20 protein-coding genes and 2 riboswitches are annotated in these 20,004 nt (G+C 66.3%); of the genes, 11 read left to right on the top strand and 9 right to left on the bottom strand.

Features of this window, described 5'->3' with window-relative positions; all coding sequences use genetic code 11:
- Positions 1–2: 2 nt before the first annotated feature.
- Positions 3–1,226, bottom strand: coding sequence for an NADH:flavin oxidoreductase (locus A5740_RS23325; RefSeq protein WP_076198046.1), 1,224 nt, complete (start codon positions 1,224–1,226; stop codon positions 3–5).
- Between the two features lie 38 nt (positions 1,227–1,264).
- On the opposite strand from A5740_RS23325, the gene A5740_RS23320 reads away from it, so the two are divergent.
- The 4 genes from A5740_RS23320 (at position 1,265) to A5740_RS23305 (ending at position 4,714) form a co-directional block, all read left to right on the top strand.
- Entirely contained in the window at positions 1,265–2,116 is an 852-nt protein-coding gene (locus A5740_RS23320) for a bifunctional methylenetetrahydrofolate dehydrogenase/methenyltetrahydrofolate cyclohydrolase (RefSeq protein ID WP_076198082.1), read from the top strand.
- Entirely contained in the window at positions 2,113–2,406 is a 294-nt protein-coding gene (locus A5740_RS23315) for a DUF3017 domain-containing protein (protein WP_067767664.1), read from the top strand. Before A5740_RS23320 ends, A5740_RS23315 begins: the two co-directional genes overlap by 4 nt.
- 74 nt (positions 2,407–2,480) lie before the next feature.
- Positions 2,481–3,110: a TetR/AcrR family transcriptional regulator gene (locus tag A5740_RS23310; RefSeq protein ID WP_076198044.1), complete on the top strand. Its 630-nt coding sequence runs from the start codon at positions 2,481–2,483 to the stop codon at positions 3,108–3,110.
- Positions 3,111–3,178: 68 nt separating this feature from the next.
- A complete protein-coding gene (locus tag A5740_RS23305; RefSeq protein ID WP_076198042.1) occupies positions 3,179–4,714 on the top strand; it encodes an FAD-dependent monooxygenase in 1,536 nt (511 codons plus the stop codon).
- 18 nt (positions 4,715–4,732) lie between these two features.
- Here A5740_RS23305 and A5740_RS23300 read toward each other — a convergent pair whose 3' ends face one another.
- From A5740_RS23300 to A5740_RS23290, 3 genes are read right to left on the bottom strand one after another with little or no spacing between them, the layout of a single operon-like run.
- Entirely contained in the window at positions 4,733–5,461 is a 729-nt protein-coding gene (locus A5740_RS23300; protein WP_076198040.1) for a class I SAM-dependent methyltransferase, read from the bottom strand.
- The gene (locus A5740_RS23295; RefSeq protein WP_076198038.1) at positions 5,458–6,588 is read right to left on the bottom strand and encodes a homoserine O-acetyltransferase; all 1,131 of its coding nucleotides are present in this window, start codon (positions 6,586–6,588) and stop codon (positions 5,458–5,460) included. Before A5740_RS23295 ends, A5740_RS23300 begins: the two co-directional genes overlap by 4 nt.
- Before the next feature lie 19 nt (positions 6,589–6,607).
- Positions 6,608–7,933, bottom strand: coding sequence for a bifunctional o-acetylhomoserine/o-acetylserine sulfhydrylase (locus tag A5740_RS23290; protein WP_076198036.1), 1,326 nt, complete (start codon positions 7,931–7,933; stop codon positions 6,608–6,610).
- A 164-nt stretch (positions 7,934–8,097) separates the two neighbouring features.
- Positions 8,098–8,217, bottom strand: a riboswitch (SAM riboswitch).
- Positions 8,218–8,494: 277 nt separating this feature from the next.
- Between A5740_RS23290 and A5740_RS23285 the strand changes: the two genes are divergently transcribed.
- A complete protein-coding gene (locus tag A5740_RS23285; protein WP_076198034.1) occupies positions 8,495–10,735 on the top strand; it encodes an NADP-dependent isocitrate dehydrogenase in 2,241 nt (746 codons plus the stop codon).
- Positions 10,736–10,760: 25 nt separating this feature from the next.
- Here A5740_RS23285 and A5740_RS23280 read toward each other — a convergent pair whose 3' ends face one another.
- Positions 10,761–11,588, bottom strand: a complete 828-nt coding sequence (locus A5740_RS23280; RefSeq protein ID WP_076198080.1) for an alpha/beta fold hydrolase — start codon at positions 11,586–11,588, stop codon at positions 10,761–10,763.
- A gap of 71 nt (positions 11,589–11,659) precedes the next feature.
- On the opposite strand from A5740_RS23280, the gene A5740_RS23275 reads away from it, so the two are divergent.
- Positions 11,660–12,469: an exodeoxyribonuclease III gene (locus tag A5740_RS23275; protein ID WP_254849311.1), complete on the top strand. Its 810-nt coding sequence runs from the start codon at positions 11,660–11,662 to the stop codon at positions 12,467–12,469.
- 344 nt (positions 12,470–12,813) lie between these two features.
- Positions 12,814–13,050 (top strand): DUF86 domain-containing protein, encoded by a 237-nt coding sequence (locus A5740_RS23270; protein ID WP_217696709.1) that lies wholly within the window; start codon positions 12,814–12,816, stop codon positions 13,048–13,050.
- Between the two features lie 64 nt (positions 13,051–13,114).
- Here the strand turns inward: A5740_RS23270 and A5740_RS23265 are convergent, their stop codons facing one another.
- Positions 13,115–13,732, bottom strand: coding sequence for a TIGR03086 family metal-binding protein (locus A5740_RS23265; protein WP_371454793.1), 618 nt, complete (start codon positions 13,730–13,732; stop codon positions 13,115–13,117).
- A 78-nt stretch (positions 13,733–13,810) separates the two neighbouring features.
- Here A5740_RS23265 and A5740_RS23260 point away from each other — a divergent pair, with 78 nt between their 5' ends.
- The 3 genes from A5740_RS23260 to yhjD are packed head-to-tail and all read left to right on the top strand — an operon-like array spanning position 13,811 to position 16,285.
- Positions 13,811–14,206, top strand: coding sequence for a MarR family winged helix-turn-helix transcriptional regulator (locus A5740_RS23260; RefSeq protein ID WP_076198028.1), 396 nt, complete (start codon positions 13,811–13,813; stop codon positions 14,204–14,206).
- A 24-nt stretch (positions 14,207–14,230) separates the two neighbouring features.
- Positions 14,231–15,247, top strand: coding sequence for a tryptophan--tRNA ligase (gene trpS, locus A5740_RS23255; RefSeq protein WP_076198026.1), 1,017 nt, complete (start codon positions 14,231–14,233; stop codon positions 15,245–15,247).
- A 21-nt stretch (positions 15,248–15,268) separates the two neighbouring features.
- Positions 15,269–16,285: an inner membrane protein YhjD gene (gene yhjD, locus A5740_RS23250; RefSeq protein WP_076198024.1), complete on the top strand. Its 1,017-nt coding sequence runs from the start codon at positions 15,269–15,271 to the stop codon at positions 16,283–16,285.
- Here yhjD and A5740_RS23245 read toward each other — a convergent pair.
- Positions 16,282–16,599: a multidrug efflux SMR transporter gene (locus A5740_RS23245; protein WP_076198022.1), complete on the bottom strand. Its 318-nt coding sequence runs from the start codon at positions 16,597–16,599 to the stop codon at positions 16,282–16,284. The genes yhjD and A5740_RS23245 overlap by 4 nt on opposite strands.
- Positions 16,600–16,611: 12 nt before the next feature.
- Positions 16,612–16,677, bottom strand: a riboswitch (guanidine-III (ykkC-III) riboswitch).
- A 29-nt stretch (positions 16,678–16,706) separates the two neighbouring features.
- Here A5740_RS23245 and A5740_RS23240 point away from each other — a divergent pair.
- Entirely contained in the window at positions 16,707–17,555 is an 849-nt protein-coding gene (locus A5740_RS23240) for a nitronate monooxygenase (protein WP_076198020.1), read from the top strand.
- 135 nt (positions 17,556–17,690) lie between these two features.
- On the opposite strand, the gene A5740_RS23235 is transcribed toward A5740_RS23240, so the two are convergent.
- Both A5740_RS23235 and A5740_RS23230 read right to left on the bottom strand, forming a co-directional pair.
- A complete protein-coding gene (locus A5740_RS23235; protein WP_076198018.1) occupies positions 17,691–18,908 on the bottom strand; it encodes a D-alanyl-D-alanine carboxypeptidase family protein in 1,218 nt (405 codons plus the stop codon).
- A gap of 68 nt (positions 18,909–18,976) precedes the next feature.
- Positions 18,977–19,981 (bottom strand): SMP-30/gluconolactonase/LRE family protein, encoded by a 1,005-nt coding sequence (locus A5740_RS23230; RefSeq protein WP_254849310.1) that lies wholly within the window; start codon positions 19,979–19,981, stop codon positions 18,977–18,979.
- Positions 19,982–20,004: the final 23 nt, after the last annotated feature.

Genomic DNA, 20,004 nt, shown 5'->3' with positions numbered 1-20,004 from the left:
TCTCAGCTCACGAGTGAATCGGGGGCTCCCGTCACCACACAGTGGGTGTGGCTGTAGATCGTGGGCATGCAGCTGTTGCAGTGCGTGCACAGCGATTTGACAGAACCCTTTTCGCCTTCGGCCTTGATCCGGTTGAGCAGGTCCGGCTCGGCCAGCAGGGCCCGGCCCATCGCGACGAACTCGAAGCCCGCGGCCATCGCCCGGTCCATGGTCTCGCGGTTCGTGATGCCGCCCAGCAGGATGATCGGCATCGTCAGCTCGGCGCGGAACTTCTCGGCGTCGCGCATCAGATACGCCTCGTGGTAGGGGTATTCGCGGAAGAACTTGTTGCCGCTCATCCGAATGCCCCAGCTGATCGGCGGCTTGAAGTTCGCGGCGAACTCCTTGACCGGGGCGCCTCCGCGGAACAAGTACATCGGGTTGACCAGTGAGCTGCCGGCGGTGAGCTCGATGGCGTCCAGGCCGCCGTCCTCCTCGAGCCACTTGGCGGTCTGCAGGGACTCGTCGAGAGGGATGCCGCCGCGGATGCCGTCGCTCATGTTGAGTTTCGCGATCACGGCGATCTTCTTGCCACCGTGCTTGTCGACGGCGTCGCGTACCGCGCGGACCACACCGCGGGCCACCTTCGCCCGGTTCTCCAGCGATCCGCCGAACTCATCGGTGCGCCGGTTGATCAGTGGCGACAGGAACGAGCTGGCCAGATAGTTGTGGCCGAGATGCACCTCGACCGCGTCGAATCCGGAGTCGATGGCCAGCCGGGCAGCGTTGGCATGGGCGGCGGTGACGTCACGGATGTCGTCGATGCTGGCTTTCTTGGCGAACCGCATCGACAGTGGGTTGAAGAACCGCACCGGCGCCAGTGCCTGGGCCTTGTTGGTGCGCGAGTTGGCCACCGGCCCGGCGTGGCCGATCTGGGCGCTGATGGCCGCGCCCTCGGCGTGGATGGTCTCGGTGAGTTTGGTGAGTCCGGGTACTGCCTCTGGCCGCATCCAGATCTGCCAGCCGTCGGTGCGGCCACCGGGGGCCACCGCGCAGTAGGCGACGGTGGTCATGCCGACCCCGCCGGCCGCGGGCAACCGGTGGTAGTTGATCAGATCTTCGGTGACCAGCGCATCAGGCGTGGACGCTTCGAAGGTGGCGGCCTTGATGATGCGGTTGCGCAGCGTCACCGGGCCGAGTTTGGCCTCACTGAAAACATCAGTGAACACATTGGGCTGAGTGTTCATAGATGGAGCTTGCCACGCGACCTGACACAATGGCACCCGTGGGTGCGATTGTTCTGGACGGTAAGGCCACGCGCGACGAAATCTTCGTCGATCTCAAGGCGCGCGTCGCGAAATTGACCGAAGCGGGCCGGACGCCCGGCCTGGGCACGGTGCTGGTCGGTGAGGACCCCGGTTCCCAGGCTTACGTGCGCGGCAAGCACGCCGACTGCGCCAAGGTCGGGATCAACTCGATCCGCCGGGACCTGTCCGCCGACATCACGCAGGCCCAACTCGACGAGACGATCGACGAACTCAATGCCAACCCGGACTGCACGGGCTACATCGTGCAGCTGCCGCTGCCCAAGCATCTCGACGAGAACGCCGCGCTGGAGCGCATCGACCCGGACAAAGACGCCGACGGTCTGCACCCGACCAACCTGGGCCGGCTGGTGTTGGGGAAACAGGCCCCCCTGCCTTGTACTCCGCGCGGCATCGTGCATCTGCTGCGCCGGTTCGACGTCCCGATCGCCGGGGCACACGTGGTGGTGATCGGCCGCGGTGTCACCGTGGGCCGCCCGATCGGGCTGCTGCTCACCCGTCGCTCCGAGAACGCCACCGTCACCCTCTGCCACACCGGCACTCGCGATCTGCCCGCCCTGACCCGGCAGGCCGACATCATCATCGCCGCGGTCGGTGTTCCGCACATGGTGACCGCGGACATGGTCAAGCCCGGGGCGGCCGTCGTCGACGTCGGGGTCAGCCGCGTCGACGGCAAGCTCACCGGGGATGTCGCGCCGGACGTCTGGGACGTGGCCGGGCACGTCTCGCCCAACCCGGGCGGCGTGGGGCCGTTGACCCGGGCATTCCTGCTGACCAATGTCGTCGAGCTCGAAGAGTCGAAACTGGCGTGACGGCAAAGGAGTTCGTCCGCAAGGTGATTGCCGGACAGTGGCCGATCCTGGTGGTCGGGCTGTTCTTTGTCGCGGCCTTCATCTTGGTGGTGGCGGGCTACTGGCGTCGTGGCGCACTGGTCATCGGGATCGGGGTGGGTGCGGCGGCGGCGTTGCGGCTGGCCTTGGCCGATGACCGTGCCGGTCTCCTCGTGGTGCGGTCACGAACCATCGATTTCGCCACCACCGCCACGGTGAGCGCCGCGGTGCTCTACATCGCCTGGACCATCGACCCGTTGGGCACCAGCTGAGTCGGCGACGCCGGACCAATATTGCCTGAAGGGCAATATTGCCCATTGGGCAATATTTGGCTACCGTGGTTCCCATGACGGGATTACGGGAGCGCAAGAAGCTCACCACGCGACGCGCGCTCAGTGACGCCGCGCTGTCGCTGGTGTTCGAGCGTGGCCTGGACAACGTCACCCGTGAAGACATCGCCACCAAGGCCGGCGTTTCGCTGCGGACCTTCACCAACTACTTCGCCGGCAAGTACGACGCGTTGGCCTACCGGCAGGTGGAACGCCTCCAGCAGAGCATCGAGATGCTGCGTGCTCGTCCGGCCGAGGAGCCACTGTGGACCGCGATCACCGAATCGGTGCTGGCGCCGCTGGCGGCGGACTTCGATGACGTGTACGGCGCGGAGCGCGCGTTGCCGACGCGGGCGCAGTTGGCCGAGGTACGGAAGCTGCTGATGATCCCCGAGATCCGGGACGCCTCGTTCCGAAAGTTGTCCGACGACTGGGTCGCCGCGATCGCTGAGCGCACCGGTACCGATCCGGTTCGCGACACGTATCCGCGGTTGGTGGCCGCGGTGATCGGTGCAGTCGGCGATGTGGCGATGGATGCCTACGCCTCGGCCGATCAGCCGATTTCGATAATCCAATTGATTCGTGAGGGTTTCGCGGCGGTGGCCGCGGGCCTGCCAGAGCCTGGCCGTGCGCCGAGTTCTACCTGAGGGTTGCTTCGGCCGCCGGTCAGCAGCCCTGGTGCAGAAAGCGGCGCAAACACACTTGGAGGAAATCCATGAACAACATCGACGTCGTCATCTCCGGCGCCGGACCCAACGGCCTGTTGGTCGCCGGCGAGTTGGCACTGGCCGGAGTTCGCCCGGTGGTGTTGGAGCAATTGCCCGAACCCAGCCCCGAACTCAAGGCCAACGGCATTGTCGGACAGGCCAATCGCGTCCTCGATCTGCGCGGCCTGTATCAGGAGCTCAGCGGCACGGACAGCCCACCGGAGCCGATGGGCGGTTACATTTTCGCAGGTATGCAGGTGCCGTTCGCCGATGTCGTCGGCAATCCGATGTACGGCATGCTGATCCAGCAGCCACGCGTCGTGCGCCAGTTGGGCGACTGGGTACAGGGCCTCGACGTCGAGATCCGCTGGGGGCATGAACTCGTCGGTCTTGAGCACGGGCACGATGGTGTCACCGTCGATGTGGCCGCGCCCTCGGGCGACTACCGCCTGCCGGCCACCTATCTCGTGGGAGCCGACGGAGGCCGCAGCCCGGTCAGGAAGAAGGCCGGTATCGAGTTTCCGGGCCTGACCACCGAGGTGGTCGCCCGCGTGGCCCACATCAGCCTGCCGGATGAGCTGCGCACCGGCTACGGTGCGCTCAATGTGCCGGGTGTCGGGCGAATACCGTTCGGACACAATCGTTTCGACGGCGGCGTGTTGATCTATGCGGAATTCCAGCCGGGACGCTCCATGGTCGGCACCATCGAGTACGGTTCGGTGCTGCCCGACGACGCGCCGGAGATGACCCTCGACGAACTGCGGGCGAGCGTGAACCGGGTGGTCGGCGCCGACGTACCGATCGCACCACCGGACTGGTCGGGCCCACATGCCCTGCGCCGGATCAACGGCCAGAACACCCGTCAGGCCGAGCAATACCGGGCGGGCAACGTCTTCCTGGTGGGCGATGCGGCCCACGTACATTCGGCCATGGGTGGGCCCGGATTGAACCTCGGATTGCAGGACGCCGTGAACCTGGGCTGGAAACTCGCCGCCGCAGTGCAGGGTTGGGCCCCAGGTGGGCTGCTGGACAGCTACCACAGCGAACGCTGGCCGGCCGGGCAGCGGGTGATGATGCACTCTATGGCCCAGGCCGCTCTGATGGCCGCCGGTCCCGAGGTGTCGGCGCTGCGAACCCTTTTCGGGGAACTACTGGCCACACCGGACGGTGCCTCGCACATCGCCGGGTTGCTCTCCGGTTCCGATATTCGCTATGACGTCGGCGACACACACCGACTGTCCGGGTACTTCGTCCCCGATCTCGTCCTGGACGACGGTCGCCGAGTGGCCGAGTTGCTGCGCTCCGGCCGGTCGATGCTGCTCGATCTGTCGGGCGGCGCCCACGTCGACGTGGCGACCCGGTGGCGTGACCGGGTAGACGTCGAAGTTGCCACGATGGTCGATCGGCCTGCGGCGGCGCTGCTGATCCGGCCTGACGGCTACATCGCCTGGGCCACAGACGAATTCGACGGTGAAGGCCTGCGCGCTTCCCTGGCGCGATGGCTCGGCGCTGAGACTGAAGTCGCCGCGGAACTCAGCGCCTAGCGAGCCCACGTTCGGCACTCAGGCCAGCGTGGCCCGGATGGACACCGTGACATACGGCAACGCCAGGCCGGTGGAATTTGCCAGCGCAGGATGGGTGGCCAGCAGTTCACGCACCTGTCCCAGAGTCTTCTTGCGGACCTGCTCGGGCGAGGTGATGCAGTAACTGCGGGAGGCCACCAGATCGATGAGTGCCTGCGGTGTCAGGTAACTCGTCCACTCCACCTGATGTCGTTCGGTCTCTCCGAACGGTTCTGCGAGTGTCACCTCGTTGGTGAACGGGTCGTGTTCCGGTCCGATGATGTGGCCGAGATCCTTGACCCAGCCCATCCGCTCGTCGCGGGTGTTCCACACCAGGCCCAGACGACCTCCCGGCCGCAGCACCCGGCTGATCTCCTTGGCTGCCCGCACCGGGTCGAACCAATGCCACGCCTGCGCCACCAGCACGGCATCGACGCTGTTGTCCGCCAGTGGGATCTCCTCGGCGGTACCGAGCAGTGCCGGGGTGTCCGGCAGCGAGTTCGACAGCAGTTCAAGCATTTCCGGGATGGGGTCGACGGCAATCACGTCCAGCCCGCGTTCGACCAGCCGGGTGGTCAGCTTGCCCGTGCCGGCACCGAGGTCGAGGACGTCGTGGGCGCCGTCGGGAAGCAGCCAGTCGATCGCCTCCGGCGGATACGACGGCCGGCCACGTTCGTATGCCGCGGCTTCCGAGCCGAAGGACAGGGAACGCTGCTTGGGCGAATTCACCGTTGTGCCAGCTCCAGTGTTCGGCGGATCAACTTGCCCACCACTTCCGTCTCCACCAGGAAGCCGTCGTGTCCATAGGCCGAGTCGACGACGTCGAGGCCGTCACACCCGGGCAACAGCTCGGCCAGTTCCTGTTGTAACCGGATGGGGTAGAGCCGATCGGAGGTGATCCCGCCGACGATGACGGGCACCGGACAGCTGCGTAGCGCCGCCTCGACGCCGCCGCGGCCACGGCCCACGTCGTGCGTGGACAATGCGTCGGACAGCGCCACATAGGTGCCTGGGTCAAACCGGCGGGCCAGCTTGCCGCCCTGATATTCGAGATAGCTCTGCACGCCGTAGCGCCCGCCGGTGGTCGGGTCCTCGTCGCCCTGGGCGTCGTTGGCGAACCGCTCGTCGAGTTCCTCTTCGCCGCGGTAGGTCAGGTGTGCGAAGCGTCGGGCGATCTCCATGCCGGCCATCGGGGCGCGGTCGGTGCCGTAGTAGTCCCCGCCCTGCCAGTCCGGGTCTGCCTTGATCGCGGCCACCTGGGTGCTCTGGGTGCCGATCTGATCGGCGGTGGCGCGAGCACCGACGGCCAGCACCAGAGCGGCCCGCACCTCGTCGGGGTGGCCGATGATCCATTCCAGGCCACGGGCCCCGCCCATCGACCCGCCGACGACGGCGGCCACCTCGGTGATGCCGAAGGCCGCCAGCGCGGCCCGGTCGGCCTCGACCTGGTCACGGATGGTGATCTGGGGAAATCTTGAGCCCCAAGGTTTTCCGTCGGGCGCAAGTGACCCCGGTCCGGTGGAACCCTGGCAGCCGCCCAGTACGTTGGTCGAGATCGCGCACCACCGGTCGGTGTCGATCGGGGCGCCGGAACCGGCCACCCCGTCCCACCAGCCCGCGGTCGGATGGCCGTCGCCGGCCGGCCCCGTGACGTGGGAATCGCCGGTAAGCGCATGCAGCACCATCACCACGTTGTCGCGCTCGGGGGACAGTTCGCCCCAGCGCTGCACGGCGATGCGGACGTCGGGAAGGACGGTGCCGTTCTCCAGGGTCAGCGAACCGATGTCGACCACGGCGATCTCGCCTTCGGCAGGCAAACCCACGGTGGACACGGCTGGTTCTTCGGTGATCGTCATACCGGTGTTCTCTCGCTGCCTACACCGTCGCCGCAGTCTGCGGCACCCCGCTGAACGGCCGGGCGGCGGCGAAGCCCTGCTCCAGGTCCGCCAGGATGTCGTCGATTCCCTCGATACCGACGGCCAGCCGTACCAGGCCGGGGGTGACACCGCTGGCGAGTTGCTCTTCGGTGCTGAGCTGCTGATGCGTCGTGGATGCGGGATGGATGACCAGCGAACGCACGTCGCCGATGTTGGCGACGTGACTGTGCAGGGTCAACGCGTCGACGAAAGCCTTGCCGGCCTCCACTCCGCCGGCCAGTTCGAACGACAGCACCGCGCCGGTGCCCTTGGGGGCGAGTGTGCGGCCCAGCTCGTACCACGGCGAGGTGGGAAGTCCGGCGTAGTTCACCGAGGTCACCCCGTCATGGCCGGCCAGGTGTTCGGCGACCTTCTGTGCGTTGGCCACGTGCCGTTCAACACGCAGCGACAGCGTCTCTAATCCCTGCGCGATCAGGAAGGCGTTGAAAGGTGCGAGGGCGCTCCCCAAGTCACGCAGCAACTGCACCCGGGCCTTGAGTGCATAGGCCGGTGCGCCCAGCTCGGCGAACACCACGCCGTGGTAACTGGGATCGGGGCTGGTGAACCCGGGGAACCGTCCGCTTGCCGCCCAGTCGAAGGTGCCGCCGTCGACGATGACGCCCGCGATGGCCGACCCGTGTCCGCCGAGGTACTTGGTCGCCGAGTGCACGACGATGTCGGCACCGTGGGTGATCGGCTGGATCAGATACGGGGTGGCGATCGTGTTGTCGACGATCAGCGGGACACCGGTGTCGTGGGCGACCGCGGCGACGCCGGGGATGTCGAGGATGTCGATCTGCGGGTTGGAGATGGTCTCGCCGAAGAACGCCTTGGTGTTCGGCCGGGCCGCGGCGCGCCACGAATCGAGGTCGTCGGGGTGCTCCACGAAGCTCACCTCGATGCCGAGCTTGGCGAGGGTGTAGTGGAACAGGTTGTAGGTGCCGCCGTAGAGCCGCGGTGAAGACACGATGTGATCGCCGGCCCCGGCGATGTTCAGCAGGGCAAACGTCGACGCGGCCTGCCCCGAGGACAGGAACAGTGCCGCCACGCCTCCCTCAAGGGCTGCGATGCGCTGTTCGACCACATCGGTGGTCGGGTTCATGATGCGGGTGTAGATGTTGCCGGGCTGTTCCAGACCGAACAGTGCCGCCGCGTGGGCGGTGTCGTTGAAGGTGTAGGACGTGGTCTGGTAGATCGGCAACGCCCGGGCATTGGTCGCGCTGTCTGGGGTCTGACCGGCGTGAATCTGCTTGGTCTCGAAGGACCAGTTTTCGGCGTTGGCCATGGTGGGTTCGTCTCCTCCGCGGAAGGGGATGAGGAAGGTGGGGTCGTCTACCGGGCGTCTGGCCCGCCGTCACAGACGGCGCGCGGACGGCAACAGGTCACGGACAACAACACATGGGTGGCCTCCATCAGGTTTCCCTGTCTCTCTGGGGGCCCGATCCGACGGACCCGCGCTTGCCTTACAGCCGCATACAGCTGCTCAACCTGGTCATCACCCGGGGCACCCCACCGCGGTTGGAGGGTTGCCGGCCAGCAAGCCGGGGCTTGTCGCTGGCGCTCATGACCGGCTTGCAGCTTATCGCAATGCGTCGAGGCGGTGCCAGTCGGTTCTTCCGGGTGTTTGCCACGGCCGCGGGACCCGGACTGGAACACGTTCACTTCGAAGGGGGCGCCGGGGTTTCCGGACGCCTTGACGTAACCCAAAGTTACTGGTCGGTAATAAAAGCTGCTCCTTCGCGGCGGTTCGCGCCCTTGTAGTCTGGCCCGCGATACGACAGCAGCGAAAAGCCACGGGTGAAACGAGTGATCCTCGTCGAGCCGAACTGACGCCGGGAGACCAACCATGACTGCCCAGCAGCCGACCATCATCTACACGCTGACCGACGAGGCGCCGCTGCTTGCGACGTACTCTTTCCTGCCGATCATCCGCGCCTTTGCGGAACCGGCCGGGATCGACATCCAGACCAGTGACATCTCGGTCGCGGCCCGCATCCTGGCCGAGTTCGGCGATTACCTCACCGAAGAACAGCGTGTCCCGGACAACCTCGGCGAGCTGGGCCGTCTCACCCAACTGCCCGAAACCAACATCATCAAGCTGCCCAACATCAGTGCCTCCGTCCCGCAGCTCATGGCTGCGATCAAGGAGCTGCAGGGCAAGGGCTACGCGCTCCCCGATTACCCGGGGGAAGCCAAGACCGACGAGGAAAAGGCGCTCAAGGACCGTTACGCCAAGATCCTCGGCAGCGCGGTGAATCCGGTGCTGCGGGAAGGGAACTCGGACCGCCGTGCCCCCAAGGCGGTCAAGGAGTACGCGCGCAAGCACCCGCACAGCATGGGTGAGTGGTCGCAGGCCTCCCGGACTCACGTGGCCACCATGAAGACCGGCGACTTCTACCACGGTGAGAAGTCGATGACGCTGGACAAGGCCCGCAACGTACGCATGGAGCTGGAAACCAAGGGTGGCGAGACGATCGTTCTCAAGCCCGAGGTCAAGCTCGACGAGGGCGACGTCATCGACTCCATGTACATGAGCAAGAAGGCGCTCATCCAGTTCTACGAAGAGCAGATCGAAGACGCCTACAAGACCGGCGTGATGTTCTCGCTGCACGTGAAGGCGACCATGATGAAGGTCAGCCACCCGATCGTGTTCGGCCACGCGGTCAAGGTGTTCTACAAGGACGCCTTCGCCAAGCACGAGAAGCTGTTCGACGAGCTCGGTGTCAACGTCAACAACGGTCTGTCGGATCTCTACAGCAAGATCGAGGCGCTGCCGGCCTCGCAGCGTGAAGAGATCATCGAGGACCTGCACCGCTGCCACGAGCACCGGCCCGAGTTGGCCATGGTGGATTCGGCCAAGGGCATCTCGAACTTCCACTCGCCCAGCGATGTCATCGTCGATGCGTCGATGCCGGCGATGATCCGGCTCGGCGGCAAGATGTACGGCGCCGACGGCCGCACCAAGGACACCAAGGCGGTCAACCCGGAGTCCACGTTCTCCCGGATCTACCAGGAGATGATCAACTTCTGTAAGACCCACGGTCAGTTCGATCCGACCACGATGGGCACGGTGCCCAACGTCGGTCTGATGGCGCAGAAGGCCGAGGAGTACGGCAGCCACGACAAGACCTTCGAGATCTCCGAGGCCGGTGTCACCAAGATCGTCGACATCGACACCGGCGAGGTGCTGCTGAGCCAGGAGGTCGAAGAGGGCGACATCTGGCGCATGCCGATCGTCAAGGACGCCCCGATCCGGGACTGGGTCAAGCTGGCCGTCAACCGGGCGCGGCTGTCGGGCATGACGTGTGTGTTCTGGCTCGACGACGAGCGCCCGCACGAGAACGAGCTGCGCAAGAAGGTCAAGGCGTACCTCAAGGAAGAGGACACCGAAGGCCTGGACATCACGATCCTGCCGCAGGTGTGGGCCATGCGGTACACGCTGGAACGCGTCATCCGGGGCCAGGACACCATCGCCGCGACCGGCAACATCCTGCGCGACTACCTGACCGACCTGTTCCCGATCCTGGAGCTCGGCACCAGCGCCAAGATGCTCTCGATCGTGCCGTTGATGGCCGGTGGCGGGCTGTACGAGACCGGTGCCGGTGGGTCGGCGCCCAAGCACGTGCATCAGCTGGTCGAGGAGAACCACCTGCGCTGGGATTCGCTGGGCGAGTTCCTCGCGCTGGGGGCCAGCCTCGAGGATCTGGGCAACAAGCTGGACAACGACAAGGCCAAGGTGCTGGCGACCGCGCTGGACACCGCGACCGGAGAGTTGTTGAACGAGAACAAGTCCCCGTCACGTAAGACCGGTGAGCTGGACAACCGTGGCAGCCAGTTCTACCTCGCGCTGTACTGGGCGCAGGCGCTGGCCGAGCAGACCGAGGACAAGGAACTCGCCGCGCACTTCGCGCCGCTGGCCAAGGCGCTCGGCGAGCACGAGCAGGCGATCGTGTCCGAACTCAATGCCGCACAGGGCAAGCCGGCCGACATCGGTGGCTACTACTACCCGGATCGGGAGAAGACCGCCGAGGTGATGCGGCCGAGCAAGACCTTCAACGAGGTGTTGGCCGCCGCCGAGAAGGCTTGAGTTCGCGTCGGTCCCGGCCGCGCCGCTAACCCGTGGCGCGGGCCGGGTCGATGTGACGGTCCACGAACTCGGTGATCACCCGGGTGATGGTGTCGGGCGCCTCGAACATCGGCACGTGGCCGACGCCGTTCAGCGTCTTGACCACGGCATCTGGGGCCAGGCTGTTGGTGAAGTGCCGGGTGAATCGCGGTGCCGGCAGGACGCGGTCCTTTTCGCAGATCACCAGCTGTGTCGGGGTGCGCGAGTTCTTGATCTCCATCAGGCCGGCGGTGGTCAATGCCTTGACCATGAGTTTGAAGTAGGCCGGGCAGTGCGCCAGGTCGTCGATCAGATCCTGGCGGTCGCTGTCGTTGAGCACATCGGGCGTCGCGCTCACGGCCACGTAGGAAATCTGCTTCGTCAGTGGCAGTTTCAACAACTGTCGGCGCAACACCGCAGTGGTCAGGACCACCGGAAGAGCGGCCATGAACTTCGCGATGATCTCGTACTTGGCCGGCGTGAACCGTGACCAGCCGCCGGCCGGAGCGATGCCGGTCAACGTGCGGGCCCGGCCGCGCCGCTCCAGCTCGAAGGCCACCCAGCCGCCCAGAGAATTGCCGACGATGTGCGCGGTGCACCAGCCCAGTTCGTCGAGCCGGCGTTCGACGTCGTCGGCCAGTGTCGCGACGTCGAGGAGCAGTGGGGCGTGCGGGCCGCCGTGGTGGCCGGCCATGGTCGGGGCGAACACCTCGTAGCGCCCGGTCGCGGCGAGCTGCGGTGCGACGTATTTCCACACGCTCTGCGACAACAGGAACGGGTGCAGCAGCAGGATCGGTTCGCCCGATCCCAGGTGGATGGGAGCACGTTCAGCCATGTCGCCAGACATTAAGGTGATACCGCCGGTACCGCAAGGGCCTTGTCGGTGTGGGTCGGTAGGGTCTGGGCGTGGCATCTCCGGCACCTTTGACCGTCAGCACCATCAACGTCAACGGTATTCGCGCCGCGGTCAAGCAGCGCTCCACCGACAATCTCGGCCTCCTGGCCTGGCTCAAGGAGACCGAGGCCGATGTGGTCTGTCTGCAGGAGACGCGCGCCGATGACGAGCAGCTCAACGACGCGCTCGCGCCGGCATTGGCCGACGGCTGGAACCTGGCCTCAGCCGTTCCGCATGTGAAGGGGCGCAACGGCGTTGCGGTCCTGTCGCGGCATCCGATCGAGGCGGCACGGCTATTGGTGTCCGATGAATTCGAGGCCCACGGGCGCTACCTCGAGGTGGACACCGCCGGGGTGACGGTGGCCAGCGTGTACGTGCCGACGGGGGAGGCCGAGACGGACCGTCAGCTGGAGAAGGAACGGTTCATGGCCACCCTCGCGGCGCGGATGTCCGAACTTCATACCCACGACGCGGTCCTCTGCGGCGATTGGAACATCGCTCATACCGAGAACGACATCAAGAACTGGAAGGGCAACCTCAAGAAGGCCGGCTTCCTGCCCAGCGAACGGGCCTGGCTCACCGAGTTGCTGGGCGCCGGCTGGGTGGACGTGGTGCGGGCGCTGCATCCCGATGTGGCCGGGCCGTACAGCTGGTGGTCGTGGCGGGGCAAGGCGTTCGACAACGACGCCGGCTGGCGCATCGACTACCACCTGGCCAGCCCGACGCTGGCAGTCCGGGCCACCTCGGCGCGGGTGGACCGGGCCGAGCTGTACGCACTGCGGTGGTCGGATCACTCACCGGTGACGGTCTGCTACGGCTGACGGGTCGGCACCAGAAGCTGCACATTCGCCACAGTGCGCTGCGCCGCAGAGACCCCTGGTCGGGATAGGCATAGGAGTGCTTGTGCTGAGGATTGCGGTCAGTATGTGGCTGTAATCCTCAGCTTAGTTTTCGGCGCAGGACACCGATACCGATGTTGCGAGAGACGGGCCAAGGTGGCCGTTCTCTCTGAAGGAAGGCCTCGAGCGGATTTTTCGGCGCTCGGTCGATGTTGTGACGGTGTCGAGCATCAAAAATCCTTACTTCAAACAACATGTCATGCAGACACGGGAAGCGCTGTATGCCGCGTGACGCAAGGAAGTACCTTTGGGATGCTCGGTAGGCGGTGACGCTGGCTCGCCAGTTCAGTGATCGGAAGGCCTTCGCCGATTACCAGGCCGATGCGTTGCTCCGCTCTGCGGTCGAACGTCAGCTTGAGGTCGTTGGTGAAGCTCTCAATCAACTATCCAAGGTGGACAAGAAATTGTCAGCGCAGATTCCAGAGCTTGCGCGGATTGTGGCCTTTCGCAACATCCTGATTCACGGATACGCGGCGTCGATGATGTGGTGGTTTGGCAGGTGATCACGGACAAGCTTCCTGAATTGGAGCTCGTGCTTCGCGATCTTCTTCACGAGTGAGCGGCGGCTTACATCTGACGCCACTGCGGCGTACGGCCCAGATGCAATAGGACCTTCTCGAAATCCGTTGCGGCCGAAGCGTCGATCGCACGACCGAACGGGGCGGCCGGGCTACCGCGGAAATCGCCGTCGGGAATCGCCAACACGAGCGGCAGCACGGCGGCAACGACATCGGCCGGCAGGTGGTAGTGCGTGCCGAGGCTGGCGGCGACGTCCCAGCCGTGCACGGCGTAGTCCACGAAATGGAACCCGATCGCCAACGCGCCGGGGAAGGTCGCGTTCGGCCCGAACTCGGGCAGCGCGAACGTGGCGTCGGTGACGCCGTCGGCGGCGAAGGCGTCGAGCACGTCGTGAGCGGCCGCGGCATACGTACCGGCCGGATCGGCACGCACCGCGTCGGCCACAGATTCGACGTTCCAGACTGCCTCGTCGTCGCCATGTCCGCGGGCCGCAGCGGCGAACCCACGGTGCTGCACCGTCATGTGGGCCAGGAGGTCGGACAACAACCAGCCCGCACAGGGGGTTGGGCGGTCCAGATCGGAAAGGCCGACCCCATCGACGAGGTCGACGGAGCACAGGACCGCAACGCGATGGAGGGGACGGAGATCGGTGTCAATAGTAGGCATACGCATACGATAGGCGCATGCACATAATATGGCAACGCCTACGCTGGGTCGGTGCCGAAGCGCCCCGACCTCGCGGCCATGCTCGCGCCGTTGCTGCGTGAGCTGATCGCCGCCGAACAGCCGGTGTTGGACGCCCATGGTGTAACCATGTGGGGATATGTGGTGTTGTCGGCGCTGGACCGGTCGGCAGTGCGCACTCAGGCGGCACTGGCCGAGGCCATCGGCGCCGACAAGACCCGGATCATCCGCACCCTCGATGACCTGCAGCAGCAAGGCTTCATCGAACGTGAAGCCGACCCCGACGACCGGCGGGTCCGGCTGCTGGCCATCACCGAAGCGGGCCGTGCGGTCAAGGACGCGGTGCAGCGGGAGATTCAGCGCGGCGAGGAGCGTTGGCTGGGCGAGCTCTCCGCTGACGATCGCAGAGTGTTCTTGCGCGTGCTGCAGCAGCTGACCCGCGAAGAATCCGGATGACACCAGTGCGAAAATCAAAAGATCATGAGTAGCGGAAGCAAACAGGTCGTGTTCTCGGGCGCTCAGCCCACCTCCGACTCCCTGCACCTCGGCAATGCGCTGGGCGCCGTCACGCACTGGGCGCAGCTGCAGGACGGTTACGAGGCGTTTTTCTGCGTCGTCGACCAGCACGCCATCACCGTGCCGCAGGACCCCGCGACGTTGCGCCGGCGCACCCTGGTAACTGCTGCGCAGTATCTGGCCCTTGGTATCGACCCGACGCGTAGCACCGTGTTCGTCCAGAGCCACGTACCCGAACACAGCCAATTGGCTTGGGTGCTCGGCTGTTTCACCGGCTTCGGCCAGGCATCCCGGATGACGCAGTTCAAGGACAAGTCACAGAAGCAGGGCGCGGACGCCACTACGGTGGGTCTGTTCACCTATCCGGTGCTGATGGCCGCCGACGTGCTGCTGTACGACACCGATCTCGTCCCGGTCGGGGAAGACCAGCGTCAGCACCTGGAGCTGGCCCGCGACCTGGCGCAGCGGTTCAACGCCCGGTTCCCGGACACCTTCGTGGTGCCCGAGGCGATGATCCCCAAGGCCACGGCCAAGATCTACGACCTTCAGGACCCCTCGGCGAAGATGAGCAAATCGGCGGTCAGCGACGCCGGGCTGATCAGCCTGCTCGACGATCCGAAGGCGACCGCGAAGAAGATCCGGTCAGCGGTGACCGACAGTGAGCGCGAGATCCGGTTCGACACCGAGGCCAAGCCCGGCATCTCGAACCTGTTGACCATCCAGTCCGCAGTGACCGGTGCCGACATCGACAAGCTGGTCGAAGGCTATGCCGGCCGCGGCTACGGCGATCTGAAGAAGGAGACCGCCGAGGCCGTCGTCGAGTTCGTCACGCCGATCAAGACCCGAGTCGACGAATTGCTGGCTGATCCCGCCGAACTCCAGTCGGTTCTGGCGGCCGGGGCGGAACACGCCCGAGAGGTCGCCGGCAATACCCTCGCGCGGGTTTACGACAGGATAGGGTTTCTCCAGCAAACGCCATAAGCGCCAGGGGAGGGGTCGGCGGTGGACGAGCCGGAGAAGCCCGGATTGCTGGCCCGGGTGCGTGCGCGCTTTCGCTGGTTCGACCATGTCATGCGGGCGCAGGAGCGCTACAACGACTGCAACGGCAACTTCTATGCCGCCGGCATCACGTATTTCACGATCTTCGCGCTGTTCCCGCTGCTGATGGTCGGCTTCGCTGCCGGCGGCTTCCTGCTGTCGCGGCGACCCGACCTGCTCGACGAAATCGAGGATCGGATTCGTGATGCGGTGTCGGGCGATCTCGGTCAGCAGCTGGTGACGCTGATGGATTCGGCGATCGCATCGCGCGGCACGGTCGGTGTGATCGGTCTGGCGACGGCGGTCTGGGCCGGGTTGGGATGGATGGCCAACCTGCGCGAGGCACTCAGCCAGATGTGGCAGCAACACGCCGAGTCGAACTTCGTCGGCAACAAGCTCTCGGACCTTTTCGCCTTGGTATCAGCATTTCTGGCGATGGTGATCACCGTCGGGCTGACCGTGCTCGGCGATCCGGCGTTGATGCGAAAAGTGTTGCGATGGCTGGGCCTTCACGACGGCGTCGTGCTCGGCGGCGGATTGCGCGTCATCTCGATCGCGGTATCGGTCTCGATCTCGTGGCTGTTGTTCACCTGGATCATCTCGCGGTTGCCCCGCGAGCCGGTGCCTTTTCGCCGGTCGATCCGGGCGGGGTTGCTGGCGGCGGTGGGCTTCGAGATCTTCAAGCAGGTGGCGTCGATCTACCTGCAGTCCGTGCTCAATGGGCCGGCTGGAGCGACGTTCGGCCCGGTGCTCGGGTTGATGGTGTTCGCCTACGTCACCGCGCGGCTCATCCTCTTCGCAACCGCCTGGGCGGCGACGTCGACAGAGAGCCTGGCCGAGGCGCCGGTACCGCCGCCGGACCCTGCGCAGATCGTCACTCGCGTGCAGATCCGCGAAGGGCTCGGCGTCTCCGGCGCTCTGGCTGCCGCGGCGGCGGGAGCGATTGGTGCGCTGGGTCTTTCGCGGTTGCTGCGGCGTTAGTGGCTGACGACCTTGAGGCCCACGATGCAGCCGACGACGCCCAGCATGAGCAACACCTTGACCACCGATGCGGACTCGGCACCGGTGAGCATCGCGAATCCGACGGTGAGCACCGCGCCGATGCCCACCCACACCGCATAGCTGGTGCCGGGAGGCAGACTGCGCATCGCGATGGCCAGCCCGATCATCGAGAACACCAGTGCCACACCGAATACGACCGATGGAACGAGCCGGCTGAAGCCCTCGGTCTTGCTCAACGCGGTCGCCCAGACCGCTTCCAGGACGCCGGAGAACACGAGAATCACCCAGGCCATGACACACCTCCAAACATCCCGTCTTGTCGCTGTCCGGGTACGGGTGTGCCTCGTCCGGTGCCGTGTGCCGGCATCCCCAGTGTAACAACGACGTAACATTGCAGGCTGTGAGCTTGGCAACCACGTGGTCGCAGTCAATGGGCATCGACGTTCCGATCGTCAACGCGCCGATGGGCGGTGCGGCCGGAGGGCGGCTGGCGGCCGCGGTCTGCGTGGCGGGCGGTCTCGGCATGGTCGGGATGGGCAGTTCGGCCACCGCCGACCAGCTGAAGCCCGAGCTCGTCCACCTCGAAGGGTTCCGGTTCGGAATCGGGTTGGTGCACTGGGTCGTTCAGGATCGGCCGGACCTGTTCGACGTCGCGGTGGCGGCCCGGCCGGCTCTGCTGAGCGTGAGCTTCGGCGACGACTGGGAGTGGGTCCGTCGGGCCCACGACGCGGACCTGACGGTGACCACCCAGGTGGCCACGGTCGACGCGGCACGGCGCGCGGTCGACGCCGGCGTCGACGTGTTGGTGGCGCGGGGCGCCGAAGGCGGCGGACATGGCGAGCCGACGGTGGGCACCCTGCCGCTGCTGGCCGATGTGCTCGACGCCGTCGATGTGCCGGTGCTGGCTGCCGGCGGGGTTTCCTCGGCCCGGGCGGTGGCCGCGGTGTTGGCTGCCGGTGCCGCGGCTGCCTGGGTCGGCACGGCGTTCGCCGCCTGTGCCGAGGCACTCACCCCGGCTCCGGCGCGGGAGGCCCTCATTGCCGCCGACGGCGACGCTACCGAGTTGACCAGCGAATACGATTTCGCCTACGGATATCGCTGGCCGGCTCATATCCCCGAGCGGGTACTGGTCGGATCGCCGGTCAACGCGGGGCAGGGGGTCGGCGCCGTCCGACGCGCTGAAACTGCTGATCAGATCGTGAAGTCGCTGTCAGACGGCGCAGCCGAGCTGCTCGGCCGCTGGCGTTGATGGGCCTGCCAAACCGTCGAGAGCGGCGGCGGCCTGGCAGGCTCAAGGAGTATTCAACTCCAGCGGCAATTAGTTGTCAGCCGAATCGGCAAATTCATGATCAGTTGCTGGTGCTGGTATCGAGCAGGCTGGAAGTCACCGGATCGTGCGGCGATTCAGCGACCGCGCGCCCATCATCAACATGAACACGATCAGTGCCCCGACCACCGCGACGCCGACTCGCACCGGCAGGGCATCCGCGGGCGGCAGCACCGATGCGGCCTGTGCCGCGGCGGCATCGGGTTCGGCCGGCTTGGGCTTGAGCGACGCGTCCGGGTCGACGAGGGTGCCGACCTTGGTTCCCGGCGGGGTGGCGAAACCGTAGTCGAGCAGATGGGCGGCCTGCTCCCACGGCGCGATCGGCACCCGGGTGCCTTTCATGAGGATCGCCACCAGCCGACGGCCGTCGCGTTCGGCTGCGCCGACGAAGGTCTGGCCGGCGTCATCGGTGTACCCGGTCTTGCCGCCGAGCGCGCCCGGGTAGTTGTACAGCAGCTTGTTGTCGTTCTCGACGGGGTAGGACGGATTGCCGTCGCGGCCGGGGAAATCGTAGCTCTGGGTGTGCACGATGTCGGCGAAGACCGGATTCTGCCAGGCGTAGCGGTAGAACAGTCCGATGTCGTAGGCCGAGGTGCTCATGCCCGGGCCGTCCAGACCCGACGGCGTGGCGGCCCGGGTATCTCGGCCACCGAGCTTGCCGGCCAAGATGTTGAGCTTCTGCAACGCCGGGTCCATCCCACCCAACTGCGCGGCCAGTGCATGCGCGGCGTCGTTGCCGGAGTGCATCAGCAGACCGTGCAGCAGATCGTTGATCGTGTACTGGCCGCCGGGGCCGACGCCGACACGGGTGCCCTCGGAGTTGGCATCCTCCTGGGTCCCGGCGACCAACTTGTTGAGGTTGAGCTCGTTGAGCGCGGCGGTGGCCACCAGCACCTTGATGATGCTGGCCGGACGATGCCGGCCGTGCGGGTCTCGGGCGGCGATGATGTCGCCGGTGTCCAGATCGGCGACCAGCCAGGCTTCGGCCGACACGTCGTTGGGCAGCGGGGGAGTATCCGGTGCAGTGATCACGCCACAGCTCGACAGCGCCTCACCGCCGATGGTCTTGGTGGGCACGGGTAGCGGGCCGGGAGTCGGATCGCCCGGCTTGGGAACCTCGGAGGCGTCCACAGCCGGAGGGGTCGTCACCCGGTACGGGCAGTCCGCGGCCGGGTCGGCATTGGCCACACCGGCCGTCATCAGGGGTGCCGTCAGCATCGCCAGTGCCGCGAACGCGGACGCTGCGCGCTGGGTCGTCTTCCGCAAGGTCGCCATCGTGTCCGAAGATTAGGACACGGCGCGGCCGTTTTCGGTTTGCCACGCTGTGGCTGGTGTGACTGGAGTTAAAACTGGGTACAGCCGCCCGGTTCGGCGTAAGCCAGCGCCGGGAAGGCGATCGTCGACATCCACAGCCGACCCGCGGATTCCACGACGCCGGTGACCGTGCCGAAGTCCGGGCGGGTGGTCTGGATCCCGGCGATCGCCTCGCCGGAGTCGGCGTCGAACGCCAGCACCCACACGTGCGGGCGGATCTTGGGCTGAAGACGATCCGGCAACTGCCACAGGAGCTTCCGGATCACCGGCGCCCGCGGTGCGAGTGCCTCGGCGGCGACGTTCGGCGGGGACACCATCGCGACCCAGATCCGTCCGTCGGCGCCGGTGGAGATGTTGTCGGGATAGCCCGGCAGGTGCGCCGCCAGGGGCGCCACGGTCCCGGCCTGCGGCCCGCGCAGCCAGTATTTCGACAGCCGCCGGCCCTGGGTCTCGGCGAACACCAGCGCCGATTCGTCGGCGGTGGTGGTCAGGCCGTTGGCGAAGTACAAGCCGTCCAGCACCGTGGTGACCGAGCCGTCGGTGCCGAGCCGGAACAAGCTGCCCCGCCCGCGAGCCTCCATGACCGCACCGGCGAAGTGCTCGAAATGGAACTTGCTCGTCGACTCGGTGAAATAGATTGTGCCGTCAGCAGTTTCGGTGACATTCGAGCAGAATCGCAACGGTCGGCCGTCGATGTCGCGAACCAGGACATCCAACGCGCCGGAGCTCGGATCCAACGCCAGGAGCCCGCGGTGGCTGTCGCAGATCAAAACCCGACCGTCGCGGGCGACGTGCAGTCCGAGTGGCCGGCCGCCGGTGTCGGCGACGACGTCGGCGACACCCTGGGGGGAGACCCGGACGATGCGACCGTCGACCAGACCGGTCCACAGCTGCCCGGAGGAGTCGACGACGACGTCTTCGGGTCCGTCCCCGGGCATCGGCACGATGGTGAGCTCGGCCGGCCCGAAATCGGGCAGTGGGTCGACGGGAGGCGGCGTCCAGCGGACCGGGTCGATCGGCGGTTTGCGTGGCACGCAGCCAGTCTGCCGCCAAAACG

Source organism: Mycobacterium sp. GA-1841, from assembly GCF_001954135.1.
GTDB lineage: Bacteria > Actinomycetota > Actinomycetes > Mycobacteriales > Mycobacteriaceae > Mycobacterium.
The sequence above is the reverse complement of the archived record's forward strand: the minus strand, read 5'-3'. Positions and strand labels throughout refer to the sequence as shown.